A 26304-nucleotide genomic window follows, 5' to 3' on the forward strand; every position below is an offset into this window, starting at 1 on the left:
GCGATATCTTTGACCTGTGCAGTGGAGGGCCTCAGGCCTCGAAGGCCTGTTTGATCCATTCGAGCGCCTGAGGGGATGCGCCGGCCGCGGGGCCGATCGCGATCACGTCGAACCGGCAGGGCCGCTTGGCCCAGCGCGCTTCGGATTGCAGAAAGAGGGCGGCGCTGTTGACCAGTCGCTGCCGCTTGCGGGCATCTATGCTTTCCGCGGCGCCGCCCCAGGCGGTGTGCCTGCGGGCGCGTACCTCGACGAATACTACTGTATCGCCGTCGAGCATGACCAGATCGAGCTCACCACCGCGCCAGCGCCAGTTGCGCGCGATCGGTTGCAGGCCGCGCGCCTGGAGGTATTGCAGGGCGCGTTCTTCGCCCTGCCTGCCGCGCTTGAGATGCGGGGCCTCGGTCACGGCGTGCTGAGCGACGGTGGCACAGCGGTGGCCGGCAGCGGCGCAGTGCTGGCGGGCAGCGGCTGGGCCGTGCCGTTGCGGAATTCCGCCCAGGGCAGGTGGCGCACCACACGCTGATCGGCCGCGACGCTGAGGTTGCCGGACAGGCCGGGCAGCTCGGAGTTGGGCAGCGCCTTGAGCTGCTGCAGGTGCAGCGCCAGCAGGTAGGCGTCGGCGCCCATGGCATAGAGGCGCCCGATGCTGGTACCGGCCTGGGGCCACTGGGCGGTGATCTTGGCGCGCAACGGATTGCTCGGGTCGAGCAGCCAGGGCGTTTCGCAGAACAGGATGCCGTTCAGATCCTGGTTGACCCCGGGTTCGTTAACCCCGCTGTTGAGGTTGGAGGTGGCGTACACCGGCAGGTCGCGGGCGTTCTGATAGGCCAGGATGGGGTTGATCTGCCGCGCCTGCGCCGGGGTCGCCGCGAGGAAAATGAAATCCATGCCCTGGCGCATCTGCAGCAGACTGGTGATGCGATTGGCGATCTCCACCGGCTGGCCGATCCGCTCGGCGGCGACCAGGCGGCCGCCCAGCTTCTGCCATTCGTCCTGGAAGGCGGCCAGCACGCGGGTGCCCCAGTCACCCTGGGGCACCATGGCACCGGCACTGCGCTTGCCGTCGGCCCAGGCCCGGCGCGCGGCTTCGCGGGCTTCGTCCTCGGCGGCCAGGCCGAACTGGAAGAGCTGTGGCGGCTGGGCGCCCTGGCTGTCGCCATAGTTCAGCGCCAGGGTGTTGATCGGCAACTGCGGGCGATCGCTCAGCTGCTTGACCAGATTCTTCTCCAGCGGACCTACCACCAACTGAATGCCCGCGGCCTGAGCCTGGCGATAGAAGTTGTCCAGGGTGCCGATCTGGGAGCTGTCGTAGACGGTCACGGCCGGTGCGGCCTGGCCGGCGGCCAGCGCCTCGTAGCGGGCGGCCATGAAGCCATCCTGCAGGGCGCGGGAGACCCCGGCAAGCTGCCCCTGCAGCGGCAGCAGCAGGGCGACGCGGTTGAGCGGCTCGCGGGCCAGGGTCTTCAGGCGTTCCAGGTCATCGGGCAACTGCCGTGCGGCGGGATGGCCGGGATGCTGCTTCTGCCATTCCTCGATGGCGGCCAGTTGCTGGTCCAGGGCCAGATTGCCGCGGGTGGCGGCGGCGAGGGCCAGCCAGCCGTTGAGGTCGGCGTCCTTGACGCTCTGGCGCAACTGGGCGTCCGGCAGGCTGGTGACCAACTGCCAGATCTGCTCGCGGTTGTCATGGGCGGCATCGCCGTCGAGCAGCGGGCCGAGGAAGATCCGCTCCTGGGCCGCGGCCAACGCCTGATTATTGGCTGCCAGGGCATCGGCCTTGATCAGGCCGCTGCGAAGCTGCTGCTGAACGGGCAATTCGCCCAGCTGGGCGAAGCTCAGGTGGTCGAAGCGCTTGAGTGCCTGCGCCGGTTGCTTGTCCAGTAGGTCGAGTTGGGCCAGCAGGGTCTGGGCGAACATCTGCTGCGCCGGCTTGAGGCCTTCCAGATTGATGGAGCCGAGGATCTGCCGTGCCTCGCGGGAATTCTGCTGGGCATAGGCCTTGTCGGCCGCGGTCAGGCGCAACAGGTTGGCCTGTTCGGACTGACTGGCGCCGGCCTGGTTCAGCAGTTGCTCGATGCTGGCTTGGCTGGGCTGAGGCAGCTCTCCGAGGCTACTCGTCATGGGCGTGCTGCTGCACGCGGCGAGCAGGGCGAAGGCGGTGGCGCAGAGCAGCGGACGCAGGCGGAACTTCATGCGGTGGTTCCTGAGCAAGGGTCGGGAAAGAGGCCGATTGTCTCACAGCACCCGGGTGCTGCGAACGCCGAGGGCGAGAGCGGCGTACACTGTTGGGCTATTTCCAGTCCATCAGGTTTCATCATGATTTCGCCGGGTACTCTTTATGTGGTTGCCACCCCCATCGGCAACCTGGACGACATCACCGCACGCGCGCTGAAGGTCTTGCGCGAAGTCGCCCTGATCGCCGCCGAAGACACCCGGCATTCGTCCCGCTTGCTGCGTCATTTCGGCATCGAAACGCCGCTGGCGGCCTGTCACGATCACAACGAGCGCGATGCCGGCGGCCGCTTCATCACCCGTCTGCAGGCGGGGGACGACGTCGCCCTGATCTCCGATGCAGGCACGCCGCTGATTTCCGATCCGGGCTTCCACCTGGTGCGGGCGGCCCGCGCCCAGGGCATCCGGGTCTCACCGATACCGGGCGCCTGTGCCCTGATCGCGGCACTGTCGGCGGCCGGGCTGCCGTCGGATCGCTTCAGCTTCGAGGGCTTCCTGCCGGCCAAGGCGGTGGGTCGCCAGGGGCGACTGGCCGCGCTGCGCGAAGATCCGCGCACCCTCATCTTCTATGAGGCGCCCCATCGCCTCGAAGAATGCGTCGCCGACATGGTGACCACCTTCGGCCCCGACCGGCACCTCGTGCTCGGTCGCGAGCTGACCAAGACCTTCGAAACCCTGCGGGGCCTGCCCGCAGGGGAACTGCTCGCCTGGATTCGCGAAGACCTCGATCAGCAGCGCGGCGAATGCGTGCTGCTGGTGGCCGGCTGGGCGGCGCCCGAAGATGCCGAGATCGACGCCGAGACACTGCGCATCCTCGACCTGCTGCTGGCCGAGCTGCCGGTCAAGCGCGCCGCGGCCCTGGCCGCGCAGATCACCGGTGCCCGCAAGAACCTGCTCTATCAGCTGGCGCTGGAACGCAAGGCGGAGTGATCGGCGTCCGGGTGACATCTTTCCTTGTTATCTCGCGGCACTCTCTATACCCTTGCGCCGCGAGAGCCGACCGGGCAGTCGCTGTCGTGATCCGCAAGGATCGCGAGGGAGGAAAGTCCGGGCTCCATAGGGCGAGGTGCCAGGTAACGCCTGGGAGGCGTGAGCCTACGGAAAGTGCCACAGAAAATAACCGCCTAAGCGCGCAAGCGCCGGTAAGGGTGAAAAGGTGCGGTAAGAGCGCACCGCACGGCTGGCAACAGTTCGTGGCTAGGTAAACCCCACCTGGAGCAAGACCAAATAGGAATCCATAGGCGTGGCCCGCGCTGGATTCGGGTAGGTCGCTAGAGGCAGCCAGCGATGGCTGTCCCAGAGGAATGACTGTCCTCGACAGAACCCGGCTTACAGGTCGGCTCTCGCACTCCCTCTTTCCAGGCCGCTGCGCCTGGCGTCAAAACTCCCTCTTCACACATCACTTTAATCAATTGCGCCAATTGATTGACTTCATTTCCGTTTGTCGGAAATCGATGTCGTCCGTCTTGGTCGTGAACTCGTGCAATTTGCTTGAAATCCGCGCCCCACGCGGCCTGGGAACCCCCTCACTTACCTTGACTGAAAGTGGGCCTCCTCAATATAGTGGCGTCCGGTGGTACGAAGTGGGGCGAAGTGGGATTAAATGGCAAGGACAGCCTATTAGAGGACGCGAAATTGTTCCGGGGAGCGAACGCCATCAGTCTCGACGCCAAAGGGCGCGCCGCGATGCCGAGCCGGTATCGCGACGAGCTCATGGAGCGTTGTGCCGGCCAGCTCATCGTGACGATCGATGCCGTCGACCCCTGCCTCTGCGTCTATCCGCTACCCGAATGGGAAATCATCGAAAGCAAGCTGCGGCAGTTGCCCTCGCTACGTGAGGAGACTCGCCGCTTGCAGCGCTTGCTGATCGGCAACGCGGTGGACCTGGAACTCGACGGCAGTGGCCGTTTCCTGGTGCCACCGCGTCTGCGTGACTACGCCAAGCTGGACCGGCGCGTGATGCTGGTCGGCCAGCTCAACAAGTTCCAGTTATGGGATGAGGACGCCTGGAGCGCCGTGTGCGATGCGGATCTCCAGGCAATTAAGGAACCCGGCGGTATGCCGGATGAAATGCGCGATTTGATCCTGTGACCATGAACCCAGTCTTCCAGCACGTCTCCGTTCTCCTGGACGAGGCCGTACAGGCATTGGCGATCCAGCCTGCCGGCCGCTACCTGGACGGAACCTTCGGCCGCGGCGGTCACAGCCGGGCCGTGCTGCGCCTGCTGGGTGGGGAAGGGCGCCTGCTGGGTTTCGACAAGGATCCCCAGGCGATCGCCGCCGGCCAGGCGCTGGCTGTGGAAGACTCCCGTTTCGAGATCGTCCAGCGCAGCTTCGCCGAATTGGGCGATGAACTCGCCGCCCGCGGCTGGTCCGGCCAGGTCGACGGTGTATTGCTGGATCTCGGCGTCTCCTCGCCCCAGCTCGACGACCCCGAACGCGGCTTCAGCTTCATGCAGGACGGTCCGCTGGACATGCGCATGGATCCCAGTCGTGGCCAGAGCGCTGCGGCCTGGATCGCCACGGCGCCCGAGGCCGACATCGCCCAGGTATTCAAGGACTTCGGCGAAGAGCGTTTCGCCAAGCGCATGGCCCGCGCCGTGGTCCAGCGACGTGACGTCCAGCCCTTCGAGCGCACCGGCGATCTGGCCAAGGTGCTCACCGAGGCCAATCCGGCCTGGGAAAAGGGCAAGCATCCCGCCACCCGTGCCTTCCAGGGCCTGCGCATCTATATCAACCGCGAACTGAGCGATCTGGAGCAGGGGCTGCAAGCGGCCTACGAGCAACTGGCGGTGGGTGGCCGGCTGGTGGTGATCAGCTTCCATTCCCTCGAAGACCGCATCGTCAAGCAGTTCATGCGTCGGCTGGCCAAGGGCGAGGCCGATCAACTGCCGCGCAATCTGCCCATCCGCGTTACCCCCTTCGAACCCTGTCTGCGCCTGCTGGGCAAGCCGGTCTATGCCAGCGAAGGCGAACTTGCCGCTAATCCCCGTGCCCGTAGCGCGGTGATGCGCGTTGCCGAGAAACTGAAATGAGCCGCCTCTTCGTGAAGAAACTGCCCCTGGGCAGCAGCGTCATGCTGATCCTCTTCGCGGGCGTGCTGCTCTCGGCGGTGGCCGTGGCCTACAGCGCCCACTGGAATCGCCAGCTACTCAATACCCTCTATGGCGAGATGGCCATCCGCGACAAGGCTCAGGCCGAGTACGGCCGGCTGCTGCTGGAGCAGAGCACCTGGACCGCCCACAGCCGGGTCGAGGCCCTGGCCAGCGGTCAACTACAGATGCGCATTCCCGATCCCACCGAAATTCGGATGGTCAATCCGTGAAAGGCCTGATCGCGCGCCTGCCCTGGCGCTTCAGCCTGATCATCGGGCTGTTGCTGGTCATGGTCGGTACCATCGTCTGGCGCATCGTCGACCTGCACGTGATCGATCGCGCCTTCCTCAAGGGACAGGGCGATGCGCGCAGCGTGCGCACCATTCCGATTCCGGCTCACCGTGGCCTGATCACCGATCGCAACGGCGAGCCGCTGGCCGTGAGCACCCCGGTCACCACCCTGTGGATCAATCCCAAGGAGTTGATCGGCGCCGAGGATCGCTGGGCGATCCTGGCCGATGCCGTGGGGCAACCGCGGGGGGAGCTGGCCAAGCGCATCGAGCAGAATGCCAGCAAGGAATTCCTCTACCTCGCCCGCGGGCTGACGCCCGAACAGGGCGAGGCGGTGATGACGCACGTCAAGGCGCACAAGATTCCTGGTGTCTACGACATCGAGGAATTTCGTCGTTTCTACCCGGCGGGCGAGGTGGCGGCCCATGTGGTTGGCTTCACCGACATCGACGACCACGGCCGCGAAGGCATCGAATTGGCCTTCAACGACTGGCTGGCCGGCGTGCCGGGTCGTCGCCAGGTGGTCAAGGATCGCCGCGGTCGCCTGATCCGCGATGTCCAGGTCGCCAAGAACGCCAAGCCGGGCAACACCCTGGCGCTGTCCATCGACCTGCGCCTGCAGTACCTGGCGGCCCGCGAATTGCGTAATGCCCTGACCCAGTTCGAAGCCGAGGCCGGCAGCCTGACCATCGTCGACGTCAAGACCGGTGAGGTCCTGGCCATGGTCAACATGCCCACCTACAACCCCAACAACCGTCGCAGCCTCGAACCGGCCGCCATGCGCAACCGGGCGATGATCGACGTCATGGAGCCCGGCTCGGTGATGAAGCCGATCTCCATGACCGCCGCGCTGGCCAGCGGCCGCTGGAAACCCACCGACAAGGTCAACGTCTATCCCGGCTCGCTGCAGATCGGTCGCTACACCATCAAGGACGTCTCCCACAGCGATGGCGTCCTGGACCTGACCGGCATCCTCATCAAGTCCAGCAACGTCGGCATGAGCAAGATCGCCTTCGACGTCGGTGGCGAGAACATCTACAACGCCATGCGCGCCGTGGGGCTGGGCCAGGACACCGGCCTGGGCTTCCCCGGCGAACGCGTCGGCAATCTGCCCAACCACCGCAACTGGCGTCCGGCCGAGACGGCAACCCTGTCTTATGGCTACGGCCTGGCGGTGACCGCCGTGCAACTGGCCCATGCCTATTCGGTGCTGGCCAACGACGGCCGTTCGGTTCCGCTGTCCATGGTCCGCCTGGACGAGGCCCCTGCCAGCGACCAGGTGGTGGAAGCGCGCGTCGCCAAGACCCTGCAGGGCATGCTGCAACAGGTGGTGGAAGCCCCCGGCGGTGCCTTCCGCGCCCAGGTGCCTGGCTATCACGTCGCCGGCAAGAGCGGCACCGCGCGCAAGACCAGCACTGGCACCCGTGGCTATGCCGAGAATTCCTATCGCTCCCTGTTCGCCGGTTTCGGTCCTACCAGCAATCCGCGCCTGGCCGCGGTGGTGGTGATCGATCGTCCGAGCAAGGGCGGCTACTACGGTGGCGTGGTCTCGGCGCCGGTGTTCAGCCGGGTGATGTCCGGCGCCCTGCGCCTGATGAACATCCAGCCGGACAACCTCCAGCCGCTGCCAGTGCAACAGCAGCAGGCCCAGGTGGCCGCCAAGACCTTGCTGGTCGGGGAGCGTGATCGATGAGCCGTCTGCTGCCCGATCTTCTGCCAGGTGCCACTGCCGCCGTCGAGATCGTCGGTCTGGCGCTGGACAGTCGCGAAGTCCAGCCGGGCTTCCTGTTCCTCGCCATCCCCGGTTTGCATAGCGACGGTCGTGCCCATATCGCCAGTGCCGCCGAGCGGGGTGCCGCGGCTATCGCCTATGAAGCCGAGAACGCGCCCGCGCTGCCGGTGCTGGACATTCCCCTCGTTCCCGTTCAGGGGTTGGCCGGGCAACTGTCCGCCATCGCCGGTCGTTATCACGGCGAACCCAGCCAGCGCCTGACCCTGGTCGGGGTGACCGGTACCAATGGCAAGACCAGCGTCAGCCAACTGATCGCCCAGGGCTGTGACCTGCTCGGCCAGCGCTGCGGTATCGTCGGTACCATGGGTAGCGGCTTCCATGGTGCCCTCGCCGAAGGCCGCCACACCACGCCTGACGCCATCAAATTACAGGCGACCCTGGCCGAGCTGGCCGCTGCCGGTGCCGCTAACGTGGCCATGGAAGTCTCTTCCCATGGTCTGGCCCAGGGGCGAGTGGCAGCGCTAGCCTTCAAGGTGGCGGTGTTCACCAACCTGACCCGCGACCACCTCGATTTCCACGGCACCATGGAAGCCTATGGCGAAGCCAAGGCCAGATTGTTCGCCTGGCCGGCACTTGGTACCCGCGTCCTCAATCTGGACGATGCCTTCGGCCGGGAACTGGCAGGGCGTCCCAGCACGGCGGCGACCCAGACCTATAGCCTGAGCGATCCGGCGGCCAGTCTCTATTGCCAGGATATCCAGTTCGATGATCACGGCGTGCGTGCCCGTCTGGTCACCGTCCAGGGCGCGGGTGAACTGCGCAGCCAGTTGATCGGGCGTTTCAACCTGAGCAACCTGCTGGCCGCCATCGGCGCCTTGCTGGGCCTGGGCCATCGTCTCGACGACATTCTCGCCATCCTCCCACAACTGCAGGGTCCTGCCGGACGCATGCAGCGCCTGGGCGGCGCCGGTCGGCCACTGGTGGTGGTGGACTACGCCCATACACCCGATGCCCTGGACAAGGTGCTCACCGCGCTGCGCCCTCATGTGGGCGCCGCTGGCCGGCTGGTCTGCGTCTTCGGTTGCGGCGGCGATCGCGATCGCGGCAAGCGTCCGGAGATGGCCGCGCTGGCCGAGCGGCTGGCCGACCAGGTGGTGGTGACCGACGACAATCCTCGTACGGAAGATCCCGCCACCATCATCGCCGACATTCGCGCCGGTTTTCAGCATCCTGAGCGGGTGCGCTTCGCCGGTGGTCGCGAGGCGGCCATCGCTCTGGCAATCGCCGAGGCCAAGCCGCAAGACGTCGTGGTGCTGGCCGGCAAGGGCCATGAGCCCTATCAGGAAATCGCCGGTGTCCGTCATTACTTTTCCGATCTGGACCAGGCCGAGCGGGCCCTGACCGCCTGGGAGCAAGAGCATGCTTAGATCCTTCACCCTCACCGAAGTGGCCGAGGCCCTGACCGGCAATCTGCTGGGCGCCGATGCCCTGTTCGATGGCGTCGGTACCGACAGCCGCAAGGCGGTCGCCGGGCAGCTGTTCGTCGCCCTGACTGGCCCACGCTTCGATGGACATGCCTACCTGGCCGACGTGGCCGCCCAAGGGGCTGCCGCGGCCCTGGTCGAGCGTGCCGTGCCCGAAGTTCATCTGCCCCAGCTGGTGGTGGCGGATACGCGCCTGGCGCTCGGCCGCCTGGGCGCCTTCAACCGTGATCTGTTCCATGGCCAGGTTGCCGCCGTGACCGGTTCCAGTGGCAAGACCACGGTCAAGGAACTGCTCGCGGCCGTCCTGCGTCAACGGGGTCCGACGCTGGCCACCCAGGGCAACCTGAACAACGACCTGGGCGCGCCCCTGACCCTGCTGCAGCTGGCCGCCGAGCACGCCTTCGGCGTCATCGAGCTGGGTGCTTCCCATGTCGGCGACATTGCCTACACCGTGAGCCTGACACGCCCGGATGTCGTTATCATTACCAACGCCGGCCAGGCCCATGTGGGCGAATTCGGCGGCGTCGACCGCATCATCGAGGCCAAGGGCGAAATCATCGAAGGCGTGGGCGAGGCGGGCACCGTGGTGCTTAACCGCGACGACGCGGCCTTCGAGACCTGGCAGCGCCGCGCGGCTGGTCGCAAGGTCGTCGCCTTCGGCCTGGATGTCCGCGCCGATGTCCGCGCGTCAGACGTGAGCCTGGACAGCCAGGGCCGTCCGAGCTTCACCCTGCACACGGCCCAAGGCGAGGCGCGCATCACCCTGCAACTGCTGGGTGCCCACAACGTCGGCAATGCCCTGGCGGCCGCCGCCGCGGCCCTCAGCCTGGGCCTCGACCTGCCCACCGTCGCCCACGGTCTCGCCGAGGCCGCGCCGGTGCAGGGTCGCACCCTGACCCGGACCAGCCAGCGCGGCGCCCAGGTCATCGACGACAGCTATAACGCCAACCCCGCATCGGTTAAGGCCGGTATCGACCTGCTGGCCGCCCTGGCGGGCCGCCGGGTGGTGGTCCTGGGCGACATCGCCGAACTGGGCGAGTGGACCGAAGAGGGCCATCGCGAGGTGGGCGAGCACGCCCGCGGCAAGGTCGACGCCTTCTATAGCGTCGGTCCCTCGATGGCCCATGCGGCCCGCGCCTATGGCGCCGAGGCTCGGCACTTCGCTGATCGTGAACAGTTGATCGAGGCCCTGGCGGACGAGGACCGGGCCGGAACCACCCTGCTGATCAAGGGATCCCGCAGTGCCGCGATGGATAAGGTCGTCGCTGCGCTCTGCGCCATCAATACCGAGGAGAAACACTGATGCTGCTGCTGTTGGCGGAGTTCCTGCAACAGTTCTACAAAGGCTTCGCCGTCTTTCAATACCTCAGCCTGCGCGGCATTCTGGGCGTGCTCACCGCTCTGTTGCTGTCGTTGTGGCTCGGCCCCTGGATGATCCGCACCCTGCAGATCCGCCAGATCGGCCAGGCCGTGCGCAACGATGGTCCCCAGTCGCACCTGTCCAAATCCGGCACCCCCACCATGGGCGGCGCCCTGATCCTCACCACCATCGGCATCAGCACTCTGCTGTGGGCCGATCTGCACAACCGCTATGTCTGGACCGTGCTGGCCGTGACCTTCCTGTTCGGCGCCATCGGTTGGGTCGATGACTATCGCAAGGTGATCGAGAAGAATTCCCGGGGCCTGCCCAGCCGCTGGAAGTACTTCTGGCAATCGGTATTCGGCCTGGGGGCGGCGATCTTCCTCTACCTGACGGCCAAGGCGCCGATCGAAACGACGCTGATCCTGCCGCTGCTGAAGAACATCGAAATCCCGCTGGGGATTTTCTTCGTTGTGCTGACCTACTTCGTCATCGTCGGCTCGAGCAACGCGGTCAACCTCACCGACGGCCTCGACGGCCTGGCGATCATGCCCACCGTGATGGTCGGTGGCGCCCTGGGCATCTTCTGCTACCTGTCGGGCAACGTGAAGTTCGCCGACTACCTGCTGATCCCCTATGTGGAAGGCTCCGGCGAACTGATCGTGTTCTGCGGCGCCCTGATCGGGGCGGGCCTGGGTTTCCTCTGGTTCAACACCTATCCGGCCATGGTCTTTATGGGTGACGTTGGCGCCCTGGCGCTGGGCGCCGCCCTTGGCACCATCGCCGTTATCGTCCGCCAGGAAGTGGTGCTGTTCATCATGGGCGGCGTCTTCGTCATGGAGACCCTCTCGGTGGTCATCCAGGTCGCCTCCTTCAAGTTGACCGGCAAGCGCGTCTTCCGCATGGCGCCGATCCACCACCATTTCGAACTGAAGGGCTGGCCCGAACCCCGGGTCATCGTGCGCTTCTGGATCATCACCGTGATCCTGGTGCTGTTCGGTCTCGCCACCCTGAAGCTGAGGTAATCCCAGTGCTCATCGCTTCCGACCAGTTCCGTATCGTCGTCGGCCTCGGCAAGAGTGGCATGTCGCTGGTGCGCTTCCTCGCGCGCCGCGGCGTGCCCTTTGCCGTGGCCGACACGCGGGAACAGCCGCCGGAACTTGCGACCCTGAGAACCCAGTATCCCCAGGTAGAGGTGCGTTGCGGCGAGCTGGATGTCGACTTCCTCTGCCGCGCGTCGGAGCTCTATGTAAGCCCTGGTCTGGCATTGGAAACTCCCGCCTTGCAGGAGGCCGCTGCCCGTGGCGTTCGGCTGTCGGGCGATATCGACCTGTTCGTGCGCCACGCCAAGGCGCCCCTGGTCGCCATTACCGGTTCCAATGCCAAGAGCACCGTCACCACCCTGGTCGGCGACATGGCACAACGCGCCGGCAAGCGCGTCGCCGTGGGCGGCAACCTCGGTACCCCGGCGCTGGATCTGCTGGCCGATGACGTCGAGCTCTACGTTCTGGAGTTGTCGAGCTTCCAACTGGAAACCTGCGAGCGCCTGAACGCCGAGGTGGCCACAGTGCTCAACGTCAGCGAAGACCACATGGACCGCTACACCGGCATGCCGGCCTACCATCAGGCCAAGCACCGCATCTTCCGCGGCGCCCGCCAGGTCGTGGTCAATCGCGACGATCCGCTGTCGCGGCCGCTGATCGCTGATGGCGTGCCCTGCCTGACCTTCGGCCTGGGGCGCCCGGATTTCCGTGCCTTCGGCATTCGCGAGGAGGAGGGTCGCCGCTACCTGGCGCTGGCCTTCGACAACCTGCTGGATGTCGAAGAGCTCAAGATCCGTGGCACCCACAACCACAGCAATGCCCTGGCTGCGCTGGCCCTGGGCCAGGCGGCTGGCTTGCCGCTAGAGCCCATGCTGGAGGCGCTGCGTGCCTTCCCCGGTCTCGAACACCGCTGCCAGTGGGTGGGCGAGGTGGCAGGCGTCAACTATTACAACGACTCCAAGGCGACCAATGTCGGCGCGGCCCTGGCCGCTGTCGAAGGCCTGGGCGACGACATCGCCGGCCAGTTGGTGCTGATCGCCGGTGGCGATGGCAAGGGCGCCGACTTCACTGCCCTGCGCGAGCCCATCGGCCGGCACTGCCGCGCCGTGGTGCTGCTGGGTCGCGATGCGGCACGGATCGCCGAGATCCTGCCGGCCACCGTACAGCAGGTGCGTGTCACCACCCTGGAAGAAGCCGTGGCCGAGAGCCGCCGGCTGGCCCAGCCGGGCGACGCCGTGCTGCTGTCGCCGGCCTGCGCCAGCCTCGACATGTTCCGCAATTTCGAAGAGCGCGGACGCCTGTTCGCCCAGGCCGTGGGGGACTTGGCATGATCCTCAGCCTGCTGCGTCCCTATCCTTCGCCACTGGCCAGTCGCCAAGGCATCGACCTCGACTTCCCATTGCTGGCCGGCTGCCTGCTGCTGCTCGGCCTGGGCCTGGTCATGGTCACTTCGGCGTCGTCCGAGGTCGCCGCCGCCCAGTCCGGCAACCCGCTGTACTTCATGTACCGCCACCTCATCTACCTGGCCATCGGCTTCGTCTCCTGCGGCGTGGTGATGCTGATCCCCATGGCCACCTGGCAGCGATTCGGCTTTCCGTTGCTGATCATCGCCTTCCTGCTGCTGGTGGCGGTGCTGGTGCCGGGCATCGGTCGCGAGGTGAACGGCTCCCTGCGCTGGATCGGCTTCGGCTTCTTCAACGTGCAGCCGTCCGAGGTCGCCAAGGTCTTCGTGGTGCTCTACCTGGCCGGCTATCTGGTCCGTCGCCAGCATGAGGTACGTCACACCTGGGCGGGCTTCTTCAAGCCCTTCATCGTGCTCTTGCCGATGGCCATGCTGCTGCTGCGCGAACCCGACTTCGGCGCCACCGTGGTGATGATGGGCGCTGCCGGCGCCATGCTGTTCCTTGGCGGCGTCGGCCTGTTCCGCTTCCTGCTGATGGTCGCCCTGGCGGTGCTGGCGGTATTCGTCCTGGTGCAGACCCAGTCCTACCGGATGCAGCGCCTGATCACCTTCACCGACCCCTGGGCCGACCAGTTCGGCTCAGGCTACCAGCTGACCCAGGCGCTGATCGCCTTCGGCCGTGGCGGCTGGACCGGCCTGGGCCTGGGCAACAGCATCCAGAAGCAGTTCTACCTGCCCGAAGCCCATACCGACTTCCTCTTCGCCGTACTGGCCGAAGAGCTCGGCCTGATCGGCGCCATGGCCACCGTCGGCCTGTTCCTCTTCGTCTGCGTCCGCGGCCTGTTCATCGGTCACTGGGCGGAGCAGTCCAAGCAGTTCTTCTCGGCCTACGTCGCCTACGGCCTGTCGATGCTCTGGATCGGCCAGTTCCTGATCAACATCGGCGTGAACGTCGGCCTGCTGCCTACCAAGGGTCTGACGCTGCCCTTCCTCAGCTACGGCGGCAGCTCCCTGGTGATCTGCTGCGTGAGCATGGGCTTGCTGCTGCGCATCGAGTGGGAGCGCCGAACGCTGGTGGATACCGAGGATGTGGAATTCACCGAAGAGGATTTCGCCGATGTCCGCTAACGTCCTGATCATGGCCGGTGGCACCGGCGGGCACGTCTTCCCCGCACTGGCCTGCGCCCGAGAATTCCAGGCCCGCGGCTACACCGTGCACTGGCTCGGCACCCCGCGCGGCATCGAGAACGACGTGGTGCCCAAGGCCGGCATTCCCCTGCATCACATCCAGGTCACCGGCCTGCGGGGCAAGGGGGTGCGCTCCCTGGTGAAGGCACCGCTGCAACTGAGCGGTGCGCTGTTGCAGGCCGTCGGCCTGATGCGCCGGCTCAAGCCGGTCTGCGTGCTGGGCCTGGGCGGCTTCGTCACCGGTCCCGGCGGCCTGGCGGCCAAGCTGTGCAACGTCCCGCTGGTGATCCACGAACAGAACGCCCATGCCGGTACCGCCAACCGCATGCTGGTGCCCCTGGCCGCGCGCGTCTGCGAAGGCTTCCCCGAGACCTTCCCGGCCTCGGCCAAGCGCCTGTCCACCGGCAATCCGGTACGGGCCGAACTCTTCAACCCGGTCACTCGTGCGCCGCTGGACGAGCGTCCGGCCAACCTGCTGGTGCTGGGTGGCAGCCTGGGCGCCGAGCCGCTGAACAAGCTGCTGCCCGAGGCCCTGGCGCAACTGCCGGCCGGACTGCGCCCGCAGGTTCGCCACCAGGCCGGTCGCCAGCATGCCGAGGTCACCGCCGAGCGTTATGCCCAGGCCGCCGTCGAGGCCGAGGTCCAGCCTTTTATCGGCGACATGGCCGCCGCCTACGCCTGGGCTGACTTGGTGATCTGCCGCGCTGGCGCCCTGACCGTGGCCGAACTCACCGCCACCGGCCTGCCGGCGCTGCTGATTCCCTTGCCCCACGCCATCGACGACCACCAGACCAGCAACGCCCGCTTTCTGGAGCGTGCCGGTGCCGGCGTGGTGCTGCCCCAACATTCCACCCGCCCGGCGGATCTCGCCGCGCAGCTCACCGAGGTCCTGATGCATCCCGAACGTCTCGCCGACATGGCCACCCGTAGCCGTGCCCTGGCCAAACCCGAGGCTACCCGTGCGGTAGTGGACGCCTGCCTGGAGGTGGCCCGTGGTTAAGTCGCAAAGCGCCATTCAGGCCGAAGTTCGGCGTATGCGCAGCATCCGGCGCATCCATTTCGTCGGGATCGGCGGCGTCGGCATGTGCGGTATCGCCGAGGTACTGCTGAACCTGGGCTACGAAGTCTCGGGATCGGACCTCAAGGAGTCCGCGGTGACCGCGCGCCTGCAGCAGTTCGGTGCGCGCATCTACATCGGCCATCGCGCCGAGAATCTGGACCAGGTCGATGTGCTGGTGGTGTCCAGCGCCATCAACAAGTCCAACCCCGAGGTATCCGCCGCCCTCGACCAGCGCATTCCCGTGGTACCCCGCGCCGAGATGCTCGCCGAGCTGATGCGTTATCGCCACGGCATCGCCGTCGCCGGTACCCATGGTAAGACCACCACCACCAGCCTGATCGCGTCGGTGTTCGCCGCCGAGGGCCTGGACCCCACCTTCGTCATCGGTGGTCGTCTCAACGCCGCCGGCACCAACGCCCAGCTCGGCACCAGCCGCTATCTGGTGGCCGAAGCCGACGAAAGCGACGCCAGCTTCCTGCACCTGCAGCCCATGGTCGCCGTGGTCACCAACATCGACGCCGACCACATGAGCACCTACGAAGGTGACTTCAATCGGCTCAAGCGCACCTTCGTCGACTTCCTGCACAACCTGCCGTTCTATGGCCTGGCCGTGCTCTGCGTCGACGACCCGGTGGTCCGCGAGATCATTCCCCAGGTCGCCCGGCCCACCGTCACCTACGGCACTGCCGAAGACGCCGACGTGCGCGCCGTGGATATCCGCCAGGAAGGCATGCGCACCCATTTCACCGTGCTGCGCGACGGCCATGCGCCCCTAGCCGTGTCGGTCAACATGCCCGGCGTACACAACGTGCTCAACGCCCTGGCCACCATCGCTATCGCTACCGACGAGGGCGTCAGCGACGAAGCCATCCGCAATGGCCTGTCCGGCTTCCAAGGGGTAGGGCGCCGCTTCCAGGTCTATGGCGACCTGCCGGTCGCCGGTGGCAGCGTCATGCTGGTGGACGACTACGGCCACCATCCGCGCGAAGTCGCCGCGGTGATCAAGGCCGTGCGCGGTGGCTGGCCGGAGCGCCGGTTGGTGATGGTCTATCAGCCGCACCGTTTCAGCCGTACCCGCGATCTCTATGAGGACTTCGTCCAGGTACTGGCCGACGCCAACGTCCTGTTGCTGATGGAAGTCTATCCGGCCGGTGAAGAGCCCATTCCAGGTGCCGATAGCCGTCAGCTCTGCCACAGCATCCGCCAGCGCGGCCAGCTCGATCCCATCTATGTGGAGCGGGGCGCCAACATCGCGCCGCTGGTCAAGCCGCTGCTGCGTCCCGGCGACATCCTGCTCTGCCAAGGTGCCGGCGACATCGGTGCCCTGGCGCCCCAGTTGCTCAAGCACCCGCTGTTCGCCGCTGCCACCGCGCCGGCCGGAGGCTCCTCATGAGCCGTCAACTTTCTTCTTTCCAGCCGGTGACCTCCGTCGCCGGCGCACACGTGGAGGGCTGAACCTTGGTCGCCACCCTACGTCACAGCCAACCCTTCGGCCGTTCGCGGCAGGTCGAGCCGCGCGGTGCGAGCCGCCTGGTCGCCGAAGAGCCTCTATCGGTCCGCCTGCCACGCCCGAGCCTGGGGCTGCTCAAGCGCATCCTCTGGCCGTTCCTGCTGCTGGGCCTGGGCTTCGGTACCTACGAAGGCGCCCAGAAGCTGCTGCCCTACGCCGATCGCCCGATCGCCAAGGTCAGCGTCAAGGGCGATCTGTCCTACCTCAGCCAGCAGGCGGTACAGCAGCGGATCGCGCCCTTCGTGGGCACCACCTTCTTCCAGGTCGACCTGGCCGACATGCGCCACGAGCTGGAGACCATGCCCTGGATCGCCCATGCCGAGGTGCGCCGGGTCTGGCCGGACGAGATCAGCATCCGCCTGGAAGAGCAGATGCCCATCGCCCGTTGGGGCGACGAAGCCCTGCTGAATAACCAGGGTGAGGCTTTTGCCCCGCAGGATCTGGCCAACTATGACAATCTACCGCGGCTGTACGGGCCCAAGCGGGCGCAACAGCAAGTGATGCAGCAGTACCAGATGTTCAGCCAGATGCTCCGGCCGCTCGGTTTCACCGTGGCGCGGCTGGAAATGCAGGAGCGCGGCAGTTGGTACCTCACCACCGGTCAAGGCCTGGAACTGGTGTTCGGCCGCGACCAACTGGTGGAAAAGATGCGCCGCTTCATGCGCCTGTACGATCAGGTGCTCAGGGCACAGATGGACAATATCGCGCGGATCGACCTGCGCTATCCGAACGGTCTGGCCGTGGCCTGGCGCGATCCCGCTATCGCCGCCGCCCCCGTGACCGAACCGGCCAAGCATTGAGGAGAAGTTTCTAACTATGGCAAGCGTGCAAAGCGGCAAGATGATCGTCGGCCTCGACATCGGCACTTCCAAGGTCGTGGCTCTGGTCGGCGAAGTGTCTTCCGATGGTCAGATCGAGATCGTCGGAATCGGCACCCATCCGTCGCGCGGGCTCAAGAAGGGCGTGGTGGTCAACATCGAATCCACTGTCGCCTCCATCCAGCGGGCCATCGAAGAAGCCCAGCTGATGGCCGGTTGCCGGATCCATTCGGCCTTCGTCGGCATTGCCGGCAATCACATCCGCAGCCTGAACTCCCACGGTATCGTGGCGATCCGTGACCGCGAAGTGAGCCCCGCGGACATCGAGCGGGTACTCGACGCCGCCCAGGCCGTGGCCATTCCCGCCGACCAGCGCGTGCTGCACACCCTGGCCCAGGACTACGTGATCGACAACCAGGAAGGGGTGCGTGAACCCCTGGGCATGTCCGGCGTGCGCCTGGAAGCCAAGGTCCATGTCGTGACCTGCGCCGTCAACGCCGCCCAGAACATCGAAAAGTGCGTCAGACGTTGCGGCCTGGAAGTCGACGACATCATTCTCGAACAATTGGCGTCGGCCTATTCGGTATTGACCGACGATGAAAAGGAATTGGGTGTCTGCCTCGTCGATATCGGCGGCGGCACCACCGATATCGCCATCTTCACCGAGGGCGCCATTCGCCATACCGCCGTGATACCTATTGCTGGCGACCAAGTCACAAATGACATCGCCATGGCGTTGCGGACCCCAACGCAATATGCCGAAGAAATCAAGATTCGGTATGCTTGTGCCTTGGCGAAGCTGGCCGGCCCGGGTGAAACCATCAAGGTTCCCAGCGTGGGTGATCGTCCGCCGCGAGAATTATCGCGTCAGGCCCTCGCAGAAGTGGTCGAGCCCCGTTACGATGAGCTATTTACGTTGGTGCAAGCGGAATTGCGCCGCAGTGGTTACGAGGATCTGATCCCGGCAGGGATCGTACTCACCGGTGGGACCGCGAAGATGGAAGGCGCGGTCGAGCTGGCCGAAGAGATTTTCCATATGCCAGTACGCCTGGGGGTGCCCCAGACGGTGAAGGGACTGACGGATGTCGTCAGCAATCCTATCTATTCCACAGGCGTCGGCTTGTTGCTCTATGGTCTGCAAAAACAGACCGATCCTTTGCCGGTTGTTTCTGGCGGATATAGCAGCGAAACCAAATCCACAGTCCTGGAACGCATAAAGCGTTGGGTCCAGGGCAACTTGTAATTCACAATTAAACCGCGGCAGTAGGCGAATTATCCGAAAGGAAGAGAGGGGACCATGTTCGAACTCGTAGACAACATTCCACAAAGCGCCGTGATCAAAGTCATCGGCGTGGGCGGTGGCGGTGGCAATGCCGTCAACCACATGGTCAAAAGCGGTGTAGAAGGCGTCGAATTCATCTGTGCAAATACCGACGCCCAGGCACTGAAGAACGTCACATCCCGTACCGTGCTGCAACTCGGCCCAGGCGTCACCAAGGGTCTGGGCGCCGGCACCAATCCGGAAATCGGTCGCCAGGCGGCCATGGAAGATCGTGAGCGCATCGCCGAAGTCCTCGAAGGCGCCGACATGGTCTTCATCACCACCGGCATGGGCGGTGGCACCGGTACCGGCGCCGCGCCGATCATCGCCGAGGTCGCCAAGGAAATGGGCATCCTGACCGTCGCCGTGGTCACCCGTCCGTTCCCCTTCGAAGGCCGCAAGCGCATGCAGGTCGCCGACGAGGGTATCCGTGCCCTGTCCGAATGCGTCGACTCGCTGATCACCATCCCCAACGAGAAGCTGCTGACCATCCTCGGCAAGGACGCCAGCCTGCTGGCCGCCTTCGCCAAGGCCGACGACGTCCTCGCCGGCGCCGTTCGCGGTATCTCCGACATCATGCAGCGTCCCGGCCTGATGAACGTCGACTTCGCCGACGTCAAGACCGTGATGGGCGAGATGGGCATGGCCATGATGGGTACCGGCCACGCCAGCGGTCCGAACCGTGCGCGCGAAGCCACCGAAGCCGCTATCCGCAACCCGCTGCTGGAAGACGTCAACCTGCACGGTGCTCGCGGTATCCTGGTCAACATCACCGCCGGCCTGGATCTGTCCCTGGGCGAATACGCCGCCGTGGGTGAGATCATCGAGGACTTCGCGTCCGAGCACGCGACCGTCAAGGTCGGTGCGGTGATCGATCCGGAAATGCGCGACGAGCTGCACGTCACCGTGGTCGCTACCGGCCTGGGCGCGCGCATCGAGAAGCCGGTCAAGGTGGTGGACAACACCACCCAAACCCTGGCCGCCGCGCGCCAGGAAACGGCCCCGGTCAACTACGACGACCTCAAGTACCCGACCTCGATGCGCTCCGGTCGTGGTAGCCAGAATCATGGCGGCTCGGCGGCAGCGGCCAAGGTCAATCCCAACGACGATCTGGATTACCTGGACATCCCGGCCTTCCTCCGTCGTCAGGCTGATTGATCGGGTATATTACAAGCGCGGGTGTGATTAGTGGGCATCGATTTTCGCTTCTGTTATCATCGCGATTTCGTTGACCACCATTCGCACCCTGCGACCGAGCGGCCCTGGCATGATTAGACAACGCACCCTCAAGAACACCATCCGCGCGACCGGCGTGGGCCTGCATTCCGGGGAAAAGGTTTACCTGACCCTGAAACCGGCTCCCGTGGACACCGGCATCGTGTTCCGTCGCACCGATCTCGATCCGGTTGTGGAAATTCCGGCCTGGGCTGAGAACGTGGGTGAAACCACCATGTCGACCAACCTGTTCAGCGATGACGGCGTCAAGGTCGGTACCGTCGAGCACCTGCTGTCGGCCATGGCCGGCCTGGGTATCGACAACGCCTACGTCGAGCTGTCGGCGGTCGAAGTCCCGATCATGGACGGCAGCGCCGGTCCCTTCGTCTTCCTGATCCAGTCCGCGGGTCTGCAGGAACAGGAAGCGGCCAAGCAGTTCATTCGCATCAAGCGCGAAGTGACCGTCGTCGATGGCGACAAGCGCGCTACCTTCGTGCCCTTCGACGGTTTCAAGGTGACTTTCGAGATAGATTTCGATCATCCGGTGGTCAACAACCGCACCCAGAAGGCCTCGGTGGATTTTTCGAGCACTTCCTTCCTCAAGGAAGTCAGCCGCGCCCGTACCTTCGGCTTCATGCGTGACCTGGAATTCCTGCGTTCGCACAACCTGGCCCTGGGTGGCAGCGTCGACAACGCCATCGTGGTGGACGAGAAGGGTGTGATCAACGAAGACGGCCTCCGCTACGAGGACGAATTCGTCAAACACAAGATCCTCGACGCCATCGGCGACCTGTACCTGCTCGGCAAGAGCCTCATCGGCGAGTTCCGTGGCTACAAATCCGGCCACGCCATGAACAATCGCCTGCTGCGCGCGCTGTTGGCTGATCGCGATGCCTGGGAAGTGGTGACCTTCGAAGACTCCGGTCTGGCACCCATTTCCTACATGAGACCCGCGGCTGCTGTCTGAGCCTGGCTCCATAAAAAAGCCCTGCAGATGCAGGGCTTTTTTATGGGCGCCGAAAAGCCTCAGCGGCGACTCAGGGGCTCACCCTGGAAGCTGACACCGGCCAGGCCATGGGCGATGAGCGCGCGGATGTTGCCGTGGTCGCTGCCCTCGGGGGTCTGCAGCACGCTGCGATAGTGCTCGCCAAAGGCCAGCAAGGCTTCCTCATCGCTCAGGCCTTCGAGCTTGGCCAGGCCCAGGGTCTTGCAGGAACCCTCGTTCTGGCCGGCAGCGTTCTGCACCTCGCCGTTGCGAAAGGCGGTCGGCTGGTAGTGGTAGTGCGCGGCAACGAAGGCCAGGGTGTCGGCGAAGGCATGAGTGCCGCTGGCGAGGCTCGCGCGGAAGCTGGACAGGTCGCTCATTTGGACTGCTGCTCCTGGAAGGCGGCGGCCTGGGCAGGGCTGGCTTCGGCCTGATACTGGGCCTTCCAGTCGGCATAGGGCATGCCGTAGACCACCTCGCGGGCGTCATCCAGGCTTAACTCCAGGCCCTTTTCATCGGCCGCGGCCTTGTACCACTTGGACAGGCAATTGCGGCAGAAGCCGGAGAGGTTCATCAGGTCGATGTTCTGTACATCGGTGCGCTTGCGCAGGTGCTGTACCAGGGTGCGGAAGGCGGCAGCCTCAAGTTCCAGGCGGTCTTGTTCGGTCATGGGTGACTCCTTTGGCTAACGACGGCCATGGCGCAGGTGGCGCCCGCCGTTGACGGTGAAGGTGCTGCCGGTCGCGTATTGGGTCGACAGCAGATAGAACACGGTATCCACGATGGGATCGGCGCCAGGTTCGAAGTCCAGCAGCGCCTTGTCCAGGGTCGCCTGGCGATAGGCCTCGTCGGCGCCTTCCTTGAAGATCAGTAGGCCAGGCGCGATGGTGTTGACCCGCACGGTGGGGGCCAGGGCTTCGGCGAAGGACAGCGTCAAGTTGTGCAGCGCCGCCTTGGTAGCGGCATAGCCGATGTGATTGCGGCTGCCACGAGTCGCGCTGTCGTCGCCGATGTGGATGATGTCGGCGCGCGGCGCGGCTAGGAACAGGTCCTGCAGGCCTAGGTTGAGGTGATAGGGCGCTTCCAGGTGCAGGCGGTAGAGCAGACGCAGATTGTCCAGGCCGTCTTCCGCCCACACCGAGGCGTTGTGCACGATGCCGCGCAGGGCCTGATGACGTTCGTGCAATTGCTGCAGCAGGGCAGTGCGTGGCCCCTCTTCGGCCAGATCGACCTGATAGGCCTCGATTTCCAGCTCGCGCAATGGCCCTGGATCGTCGCGGTAGACGGCGATGACCGGTTGACCTGCGGCGAGCAGCCGACGGGTCAGTGCGAGGCCGACACGGCGATTGGCACCGGTGACCAGAAGGGGAAGGGTTGCTGACATGGACGGTACCCGATCCTGATGAGCGAAGCGGCCAGGGAACTGATTCCCTATTGTACGCATTCGACTCATCAGGCCGCAGGCCTATCCATGGTGGTCTAGCGGGCACTGCCTCTGAGGTGGCCGGCGCGAGAGGGTGAGCCATGCAGCCAGCCTTTGAGCGCGCGGGTGATCAGCGGAATGAAGACGCAGACCATCACCGGTGTGAGGATCAGGGTGCTCAGCAGGATGCGCGGCAACAGCGGCAAATGTGTGAGGTAGTCCCCGAAGGCGGCGTTGAACAGCAGCGAGATGGGAAAGAAGGCCAGCCAGACGGCGATGCTCTGCTTCCAGCGCGGCGGCGCCTGCAGGCCGGTGCCGAACCAGTCGTCCATGCCCTGGGCACGCCGCGCCTGGGGGGCTTCGAACAGGCCTTGGCCACGTTCCAGCCAATGGCGGCGCGTCTCGGAGTGTTCCCACTCGTCGAGGGTGCGCGGGCAGGCGAAGCGGAAGATGATCTGCACCAGGTTGTCACCGGGCGGTGGGGTCAGGACACCCGAGCCGAGATAACCGGGGTAGGCCGTCGCCAGGGCTTCGCCTTCGCGCAGCCAGACCAGGAAGGCGTCGTATTGGCCGGCCGCGACGCGGCGCGCGACCATGAGGGTAACGGGCTGGTTCATGCATCAACTCCGGGCGATCGGGCCGGATAGGCCGGATGCCGTCAAGCTGCCGGATAGGCGAGCGAGGTGGCGAAAGAATGCCTGGGGTAGCAGGCGCCGCTAGCATAGCAAGCCTTGAGACAGCGTGGCAGCGCCTGACGTTTCCAGGATGGTCGGGGCGCAAAAACGACCTCGTTCGAGGCATACTGGCCGGCCGTCACAGCTTGAGGTCTGCATGAAAGTCGCACTCTTGAATGGATCGGTATTCGGCACCGCGGAAGACATAGCGCGCCAGGTGAAGACTCGGCTGACCGCGGCGGGGCATGAGGTCTGGCATCAGCCGAATGCCGATCTCGCCGCGCTGGAGGCCTTCGCCCCCCAGGCGCTGCTGGCCATCACCTCGACGACCGGCATGGGTGAACTGCCCGCCAACCTGGAAACCCTGTACTTCCAGCTGCGCGATCGCCTGCCGCCGTGGCGCGGCCGGCCGGGCGCCGTGCTGGCGCTGGGTGATTCCAGCTATGGCGATACCTATTGTGGCGGCGGCGAGTTGATGCAGGAACTGTTCGTCGAATTGGGACTGCGTGAGCTGCTGCCCATGCTGAGGGTCGATGCCAGCGAGACGGTGACGCCGGACGTGGACGCCGCGCGCTGGGCCGACCAGGTGGTAGCGGCCCTGGCGACCGACGTTGCCTGACGGGCAAAGAAGCGTTACGCGCCCAGCCAGCGGCTGAGGCATCCCGGTGGCTGTCCTCGACCCACCGGCCTGCGTATCCTTGCAGGCTGAATTCTTTGCGAGATGGGGCCCTGGGTGAATAGATATCTGCGCCTGGCTCTGGAACTGTGCGCCCTGGGGGCGCTGTGGGGGTTGGGCACGCTGTTGGCGAATTACTTCGCCTGGCCGGTACCGGGAGGCGTGGTGGGCTTGGTCATGTTGCTGCTCCTGCTGGCAGCGCGGATCGTCGAGCCGGAGTGGCTGCAGGGTGGCGTCCGATTGTTGCTGGGCGAGATGCTGCTGTTCTTCATTCCGGCCCTGCTGAGCCTGCTCGACTATGGCCCCCTGCTGCGTCAGGAGGGGGTACGTATTCTGCTGGCGATCCTGCTCAGCACCGTGCTGACCATGGTGGCCACCGCCCTGACGGTGGACTTCATGTTCCGCCGCCGAGGACGTCGCGATGCTTGATCTGCCCGGACTCTTTTGGCTATTGCTGACGGTGGCCGGCTACGTGGTGAGTCGCCTGCTCTATGCCCGACTGCGCTGGTACCTGGTCAGCCCGATCATCTTCGTCACCGTGCTGCTCTATGCCACCACGCTCTGGCAGCAGGTCAGCTACGCCCAGTACGCCCACTACAGCCGTTGGCTGATCACCCTGCTGGGGCCGGCGACGGTAGCCTTCGCGGTCCCCATCTGGCAACAGCGACGCCTACTGGCGCGTTACTGGCAGGCCCTGCTGGTAGGGCTGTGCGTCGGCAGTGGGGTCGCCATCGGCAGCTCCTGGCTGCTGGCCCGGCTGCTGTTGCTCGATGACCGGGTGCTGCTGTCCATGCTGCCGCGCTCCATCAGCACGCCCTTCGCCATGCCGATGTCCGCCGACGTCGGCGGAGTGCCCGAGCTGACCGCCGCCTTCGTGATGATCACCGGGCTGGGTGGTGCCATCCTCGGCAGCCTGCTGATCAAGCTGCTGCCGCTCAAGTCGGCCCTGGCCCGGGGTGCCCTGTTCGGCATGGGGGCCCATGGCGTCGGCACCAGCAAGGCCTATGAGGTCGGCTTGGAGGAGGGCACCGTGGCCGGCCTGGTCATGGTGCTCGCCGGTCTGAGCAATCTGCTCGGTGCCCAGCTCGTGCTCTGGTTGCTGCGTGGCTAGTGCAACGTGGTCGCGGGCGCGCCGAGTCGCTCGAGACGCCGCCGCAGCTGATCGCGCTCAGCGTCGTCCTCGCTGATCAGCAGGGCGTGCTGCAAGTCGTAGCGCTCGGCCTGGGGACATTCGAGCTGGCGATAGAGGTCGGCCCGTGCCAGATGGTCGGCGACACCGGCCGCGCCGAGTTCGATGACCCGCTGGGCATCCTTGAGCGCTGCCAGGGGCTGGTCGCCCTGTCGATGCAGCTCGCGCAGGTTGCGTGACAGCCGCTGCATCATCTGGCGGGGCGTGAGGGGGGCCAGGTGGGTGGCCTGCAGGCGCGCATTCGCGCCGAATTGATCCACCAGCAGCTGGCGACAGTCGCTCATGTACAGGCGGCGGCCACCGAAAGGTTCGAGCAGGTGGTCGGCGCCTGGGACCCGCAGCAGGAAGTGACCGGGAAAGCCGATGCCCTGCAGGTTGATCTCCAGGCGCCGGGCCAGTTCGAGTGCCACCAGGGCGATGGACAGCGGCTGGCCACGGCGGCGAGCCAGCACCTCGTCGAGCAGCGCCGCACCGGGACGGAGCGGCCATTCCGCCGCACGGAAGCCCGCCTCGCACAGCTGCCGCAGCAAGGCCTGGGCCCGCTCGGAATGACTGGCATCGCCGTCGAGGCGGGCGTCCAGCTGCAGGGCCAGGTCGTCCAGCGAGCGCAGCAGCACCCGGGGTTCGAGTGCCTGACGATGCTCGGCCGCGATCCACAGGGCGGCTTCCAGCAGCCGCGGATCGGTGCGGTCCAGACAGGCGAGACAGGCAAGGCGCGGCTCCACGGCAGACTCCAGGCCCTCGGGGCTTTTCCTCTCGTTTTTAGCCTGCGCGGGCGCGCTCGTCCAGTCTGCGACAGTTATGCACTGGCCGGCCGTCCGGCTTCTCGCTATAAGAACGGCTGGCCCTGGGGCCAGAGCAACCTGACGAACGGGAGTTTCCAGCATGGACGAATCTTCGAGCGGGCGTCTTTGCCAGCGTGAGTATCTATTGGCCGATGGACGGGACGAGCTGCTGGCAGGCCGGTCCGGTGGTCACTGGCAGTCTGGATGGAGCGACCGGGTATGAAGTGGGCAGATAGCAGTCGCAAACGCATGCACGACGGGGCGAACTCGATCGGCAACCTGATGGTGGAGGGCTTCCACTACTTCGGTTTGTTCGCCATCGGCGCGGCCACGGCCTGGGCGTCGGTGATGGCCTTCATGGAGATGTTCAACAAAGGCCAGGCGAGCATCGATGACATTCTCCTGCTCTTCATCTATCTGGAGCTGGGTGCCATGGTCGGCATCTACTTCAAGACCAATCACCTGCCCATCCGCTTCCTGCTCTACATCGCCATCACGGCGCTGACCCGCTACCTGATCGGCGATGTCTCGCACCACCGACCGCCGGATATCGGGCTGCTGTATCTCTGTGGCGGGATCTTCCTGCTGTCGCTTGCGGTGCTGGCGGTCAGAATCGCCTCGAACAAGTTTCCCTCCAGCAAGGCGATCGATGCGACTGGGGATGTCGTGGGGGATAACGCGGAAAAATAGCCTGGAACGCCAGGCTGGCGCTGCGGATGGCGGCCTGCCGTCGTCTCGTGGCGGACGGCTGCCGGCGGCAGTGCCCCAGTAGGGGCGCCTGCCGCTGTGGGTTTTCGTGGGTAAACACCCTCTGCCGGGCAGCG

At 65.6% G+C, this 26304-nt stretch carries 27 protein-coding genes and 1 other RNA gene; 21 read left to right on the forward strand and 7 right to left on the reverse strand.

The window, feature by feature from the left end:
• Positions 1–31 precede the first annotated feature (31 nt).
• Both QZ471_RS22835 and QZ471_RS22840 read right to left on the reverse strand, forming a co-directional pair.
• Positions 32–406, reverse strand: coding sequence for a YraN family protein (locus QZ471_RS22835; protein WP_295468177.1), 375 nt, complete (start codon positions 404–406; stop codon positions 32–34).
• Positions 403–2190 (reverse strand): penicillin-binding protein activator, encoded by a 1788-nt coding sequence (locus tag QZ471_RS22840; protein WP_295468179.1) that lies wholly within the window; start codon positions 2188–2190, stop codon positions 403–405. Before QZ471_RS22840 ends, QZ471_RS22835 begins: the two co-directional genes overlap by 4 nt.
• Before the next feature lie 126 nt (positions 2191–2316).
• On the opposite strand from QZ471_RS22840, the gene rsmI reads away from it, so the two are divergent.
• From rsmI to lpxC, 17 genes are all read left to right on the forward strand, one after another.
• On the forward strand, positions 2317–3159 hold the full coding sequence (gene rsmI / locus QZ471_RS22845) for a 16S rRNA (cytidine(1402)-2'-O)-methyltransferase (protein ID WP_295468313.1): 843 nt from the start codon (positions 2317–2319) through the stop codon (positions 3157–3159).
• 62 nt (positions 3160–3221) lie between these two features.
• Positions 3222–3577: RNase P RNA component class A (gene rnpB, locus QZ471_RS22850), an RNA gene on the forward strand.
• Between the two features lie 287 nt (positions 3578–3864).
• Positions 3865–4320 carry a division/cell wall cluster transcriptional repressor MraZ gene (gene mraZ, locus QZ471_RS22855; RefSeq protein WP_058763651.1) on the forward strand — a complete coding sequence of 152 codons (456 nt, stop codon included), beginning with the start codon at positions 3865–3867 and terminating at the stop codon, positions 4318–4320.
• Positions 4321–4322: 2 nt separating this feature from the next.
• Positions 4323–5264 carry a 16S rRNA (cytosine(1402)-N(4))-methyltransferase RsmH gene (gene rsmH / locus QZ471_RS22860; RefSeq protein WP_295468181.1) on the forward strand — a complete coding sequence of 314 codons (942 nt, stop codon included), beginning with the start codon at positions 4323–4325 and terminating at the stop codon, positions 5262–5264.
• Positions 5261–5554 (forward strand): cell division protein FtsL, encoded by a 294-nt coding sequence (ftsL, locus tag QZ471_RS22865; RefSeq protein WP_059230304.1) that lies wholly within the window; start codon positions 5261–5263, stop codon positions 5552–5554. Before rsmH ends, ftsL begins: the two co-directional genes overlap by 4 nt.
• Entirely contained in the window at positions 5551–7308 is a 1758-nt protein-coding gene (locus QZ471_RS22870) for a penicillin-binding transpeptidase domain-containing protein (protein WP_295468184.1), read from the forward strand. Before ftsL ends, QZ471_RS22870 begins: the two co-directional genes overlap by 4 nt.
• Complete coding sequence (locus QZ471_RS22875; protein ID WP_295468186.1) at positions 7305–8774, forward strand: UDP-N-acetylmuramoyl-L-alanyl-D-glutamate--2,6-diaminopimelate ligase; 1470 nt, start codon at positions 7305–7307, stop codon at positions 8772–8774. Before QZ471_RS22870 ends, QZ471_RS22875 begins: the two co-directional genes overlap by 4 nt.
• On the forward strand, positions 8767–10134 hold the full coding sequence (murF, locus tag QZ471_RS22880; RefSeq protein WP_295468188.1) for a UDP-N-acetylmuramoyl-tripeptide--D-alanyl-D-alanine ligase: 1368 nt from the start codon (positions 8767–8769) through the stop codon (positions 10132–10134). Before QZ471_RS22875 ends, murF begins: the two co-directional genes overlap by 8 nt.
• Positions 10134–11216 carry a phospho-N-acetylmuramoyl-pentapeptide-transferase gene (gene mraY, locus QZ471_RS22885; protein ID WP_286734395.1) on the forward strand — a complete coding sequence of 361 codons (1083 nt, stop codon included), beginning with the start codon at positions 10134–10136 and terminating at the stop codon, positions 11214–11216. The genes murF and mraY overlap by 1 nt, the downstream gene beginning before the upstream one ends.
• A 5-nt stretch (positions 11217–11221) precedes the next feature.
• Entirely contained in the window at positions 11222–12565 is a 1344-nt protein-coding gene (murD, locus tag QZ471_RS22890; protein ID WP_295468192.1) for a UDP-N-acetylmuramoyl-L-alanine--D-glutamate ligase, read from the forward strand.
• On the forward strand, positions 12565–13764 hold the full coding sequence (ftsW, locus tag QZ471_RS22895) for a putative lipid II flippase FtsW (protein ID WP_295468315.1): 1200 nt from the start codon (positions 12565–12567) through the stop codon (positions 13762–13764). The genes murD and ftsW overlap by 1 nt, the downstream gene beginning before the upstream one ends.
• Positions 13754–14824 (forward strand): undecaprenyldiphospho-muramoylpentapeptide beta-N-acetylglucosaminyltransferase, encoded by a 1071-nt coding sequence (murG, locus tag QZ471_RS22900; RefSeq protein WP_295468193.1) that lies wholly within the window; start codon positions 13754–13756, stop codon positions 14822–14824. The genes ftsW and murG overlap by 11 nt, the downstream gene beginning before the upstream one ends.
• 34 nt (positions 14825–14858) lie before the next feature.
• Positions 14859–16277, forward strand: coding sequence for a UDP-N-acetylmuramate--L-alanine ligase (gene murC, locus QZ471_RS22905; RefSeq protein WP_295468317.1), 1419 nt, complete (start codon positions 14859–14861; stop codon positions 16275–16277).
• 65 nt (positions 16278–16342) lie between these two features.
• Positions 16343–17194: a cell division protein FtsQ/DivIB gene (locus tag QZ471_RS22910; RefSeq protein WP_295468195.1), complete on the forward strand. Its 852-nt coding sequence runs from the start codon at positions 16343–16345 to the stop codon at positions 17192–17194.
• A gap of 16 nt (positions 17195–17210) precedes the next feature.
• Positions 17211–18455, forward strand: coding sequence for a cell division protein FtsA (gene ftsA / locus QZ471_RS22915; RefSeq protein ID WP_059230295.1), 1245 nt, complete (start codon positions 17211–17213; stop codon positions 18453–18455).
• 54 nt (positions 18456–18509) lie between these two features.
• Positions 18510–19691 carry a cell division protein FtsZ gene (gene ftsZ, locus QZ471_RS22920; protein WP_295468198.1) on the forward strand — a complete coding sequence of 394 codons (1182 nt, stop codon included), beginning with the start codon at positions 18510–18512 and terminating at the stop codon, positions 19689–19691.
• Between the two features lie 109 nt (positions 19692–19800).
• On the forward strand, positions 19801–20715 hold the full coding sequence (gene lpxC, locus QZ471_RS22925; RefSeq protein ID WP_295468200.1) for a UDP-3-O-acyl-N-acetylglucosamine deacetylase: 915 nt from the start codon (positions 19801–19803) through the stop codon (positions 20713–20715).
• A 59-nt stretch (positions 20716–20774) separates the two neighbouring features.
• Here lpxC and QZ471_RS22930 read toward each other — a convergent pair whose 3' ends face one another.
• The 4 genes from QZ471_RS22930 to QZ471_RS22945 form a co-directional block, all read right to left on the reverse strand.
• Positions 20775–21113, reverse strand: coding sequence for a HopJ type III effector protein (locus QZ471_RS22930; protein ID WP_295468202.1), 339 nt, complete (start codon positions 21111–21113; stop codon positions 20775–20777).
• The gene (locus QZ471_RS22935; RefSeq protein ID WP_295468204.1) at positions 21110–21403 is read right to left on the reverse strand and encodes a DUF1244 domain-containing protein; all 294 of its coding nucleotides are present in this window, start codon (positions 21401–21403) and stop codon (positions 21110–21112) included. Before QZ471_RS22935 ends, QZ471_RS22930 begins: the two co-directional genes overlap by 4 nt.
• Before the next feature lie 15 nt (positions 21404–21418).
• Positions 21419–22117: a dihydromonapterin reductase gene (gene folM, locus QZ471_RS22940; protein ID WP_295468206.1), complete on the reverse strand. Its 699-nt coding sequence runs from the start codon at positions 22115–22117 to the stop codon at positions 21419–21421.
• A 95-nt stretch (positions 22118–22212) separates the two neighbouring features.
• Positions 22213–22773 (reverse strand): antibiotic biosynthesis monooxygenase, encoded by a 561-nt coding sequence (locus QZ471_RS22945; RefSeq protein WP_295468208.1) that lies wholly within the window; start codon positions 22771–22773, stop codon positions 22213–22215.
• Between the two features lie 214 nt (positions 22774–22987).
• On the opposite strand from QZ471_RS22945, the gene QZ471_RS22950 reads away from it, so the two are divergent.
• The 3 genes from QZ471_RS22950 to QZ471_RS22960 all read left to right on the forward strand — a co-directional run bounded on the left by QZ471_RS22950 (position 22988) and on the right by QZ471_RS22960 (position 24617).
• Positions 22988–23449: a flavodoxin gene (locus QZ471_RS22950; protein WP_295468210.1), complete on the forward strand. Its 462-nt coding sequence runs from the start codon at positions 22988–22990 to the stop codon at positions 23447–23449.
• A 102-nt stretch (positions 23450–23551) separates the two neighbouring features.
• On the forward strand, positions 23552–23935 hold the full coding sequence (locus tag QZ471_RS22955; RefSeq protein ID WP_295468212.1) for a CidA/LrgA family protein: 384 nt from the start codon (positions 23552–23554) through the stop codon (positions 23933–23935).
• A complete protein-coding gene (locus QZ471_RS22960) occupies positions 23928–24617 on the forward strand; it encodes an LrgB family protein (RefSeq protein ID WP_295468214.1) in 690 nt (229 codons plus the stop codon). Before QZ471_RS22955 ends, QZ471_RS22960 begins: the two co-directional genes overlap by 8 nt.
• Here the strand turns inward: QZ471_RS22960 and QZ471_RS22965 are convergent.
• Positions 24614–25420 (reverse strand): transglutaminase family protein, encoded by an 807-nt coding sequence (locus tag QZ471_RS22965; protein WP_295468216.1) that lies wholly within the window; start codon positions 25418–25420, stop codon positions 24614–24616. The two genes, QZ471_RS22960 and QZ471_RS22965, sit on opposite strands and share 4 nt — an antisense overlap.
• A gap of 279 nt (positions 25421–25699) precedes the next feature.
• Between QZ471_RS22965 and QZ471_RS22970 the strand changes: the two genes are divergently transcribed.
• Entirely contained in the window at positions 25700–26170 is a 471-nt protein-coding gene (locus tag QZ471_RS22970) for a phosphate-starvation-inducible PsiE family protein (RefSeq protein WP_295468218.1), read from the forward strand.
• Positions 26171–26304: the final 134 nt, after the last annotated feature.

It is taken from the genome of uncultured Pseudomonas sp. (assembly GCF_913774235.1).
In the GTDB taxonomy this organism is placed as follows: domain Bacteria; phylum Pseudomonadota; class Gammaproteobacteria; order Pseudomonadales; family Pseudomonadaceae; genus Chryseomonas.

Excerpts from the sequence above, each read along its gene's own strand:
- rsmH (WP_295468181.1), top strand. The coding sequence starts at position 4,323 with ATGAACCCAGTCTTCCAGCACGTCTCCGTTCTCCTGGACGAGGCCGTA.
- QZ471_RS22875 (WP_295468186.1), top strand. The coding sequence starts at position 7,305 with ATGAGCCGTCTGCTGCCCGATCTTCTGCCAGGTGCCACTGCCGCCGTC.
- QZ471_RS22930 (WP_295468202.1), bottom strand. The coding sequence starts at position 21,113 with ATGAGCGACCTGTCCAGCTTCCGCGCGAGCCTCGCCAGCGGCACTCAT.
- murG (WP_295468193.1), top strand. The coding sequence starts at position 13,754 with ATGTCCGCTAACGTCCTGATCATGGCCGGTGGCACCGGCGGGCACGTC.
- QZ471_RS22955 (WP_295468212.1), top strand. The coding sequence starts at position 23,552 with ATGGGGCCCTGGGTGAATAGATATCTGCGCCTGGCTCTGGAACTGTGC.
- QZ471_RS22840 (WP_295468179.1), bottom strand. The coding sequence starts at position 2,190 with ATGAAGTTCCGCCTGCGTCCGCTGCTCTGCGCCACCGCCTTCGCCCTG.
- QZ471_RS22970 (WP_295468218.1), top strand. The coding sequence starts at position 25,700 with ATGAAGTGGGCAGATAGCAGTCGCAAACGCATGCACGACGGGGCGAAC.
- ftsA (WP_059230295.1), top strand. The coding sequence starts at position 17,211 with ATGGCAAGCGTGCAAAGCGGCAAGATGATCGTCGGCCTCGACATCGGC.
- ftsL (WP_059230304.1), top strand. The coding sequence starts at position 5,261 with ATGAGCCGCCTCTTCGTGAAGAAACTGCCCCTGGGCAGCAGCGTCATG.
- murF (WP_295468188.1), top strand. The coding sequence starts at position 8,767 with ATGCTTAGATCCTTCACCCTCACCGAAGTGGCCGAGGCCCTGACCGGC.
- lpxC (WP_295468200.1), top strand. The coding sequence starts at position 19,801 with ATGATTAGACAACGCACCCTCAAGAACACCATCCGCGCGACCGGCGTG.
- QZ471_RS22960 (WP_295468214.1), top strand. The coding sequence starts at position 23,928 with ATGCTTGATCTGCCCGGACTCTTTTGGCTATTGCTGACGGTGGCCGGC.
- ftsZ (WP_295468198.1), top strand. The coding sequence starts at position 18,510 with ATGTTCGAACTCGTAGACAACATTCCACAAAGCGCCGTGATCAAAGTC.
- mraY (WP_286734395.1), top strand. The coding sequence starts at position 10,134 with ATGCTGCTGCTGTTGGCGGAGTTCCTGCAACAGTTCTACAAAGGCTTC.
- QZ471_RS22945 (WP_295468208.1), bottom strand. The coding sequence starts at position 22,773 with ATGAACCAGCCCGTTACCCTCATGGTCGCGCGCCGCGTCGCGGCCGGC.
- murC (WP_295468317.1), top strand. The coding sequence starts at position 14,859 with ATGCGCAGCATCCGGCGCATCCATTTCGTCGGGATCGGCGGCGTCGGC.
- QZ471_RS22935 (WP_295468204.1), bottom strand. The coding sequence starts at position 21,403 with ATGACCGAACAAGACCGCCTGGAACTTGAGGCTGCCGCCTTCCGCACC.
- folM (WP_295468206.1), bottom strand. The coding sequence starts at position 22,117 with ATGTCAGCAACCCTTCCCCTTCTGGTCACCGGTGCCAATCGCCGTGTC.
- QZ471_RS22950 (WP_295468210.1), top strand. The coding sequence starts at position 22,988 with ATGAAAGTCGCACTCTTGAATGGATCGGTATTCGGCACCGCGGAAGAC.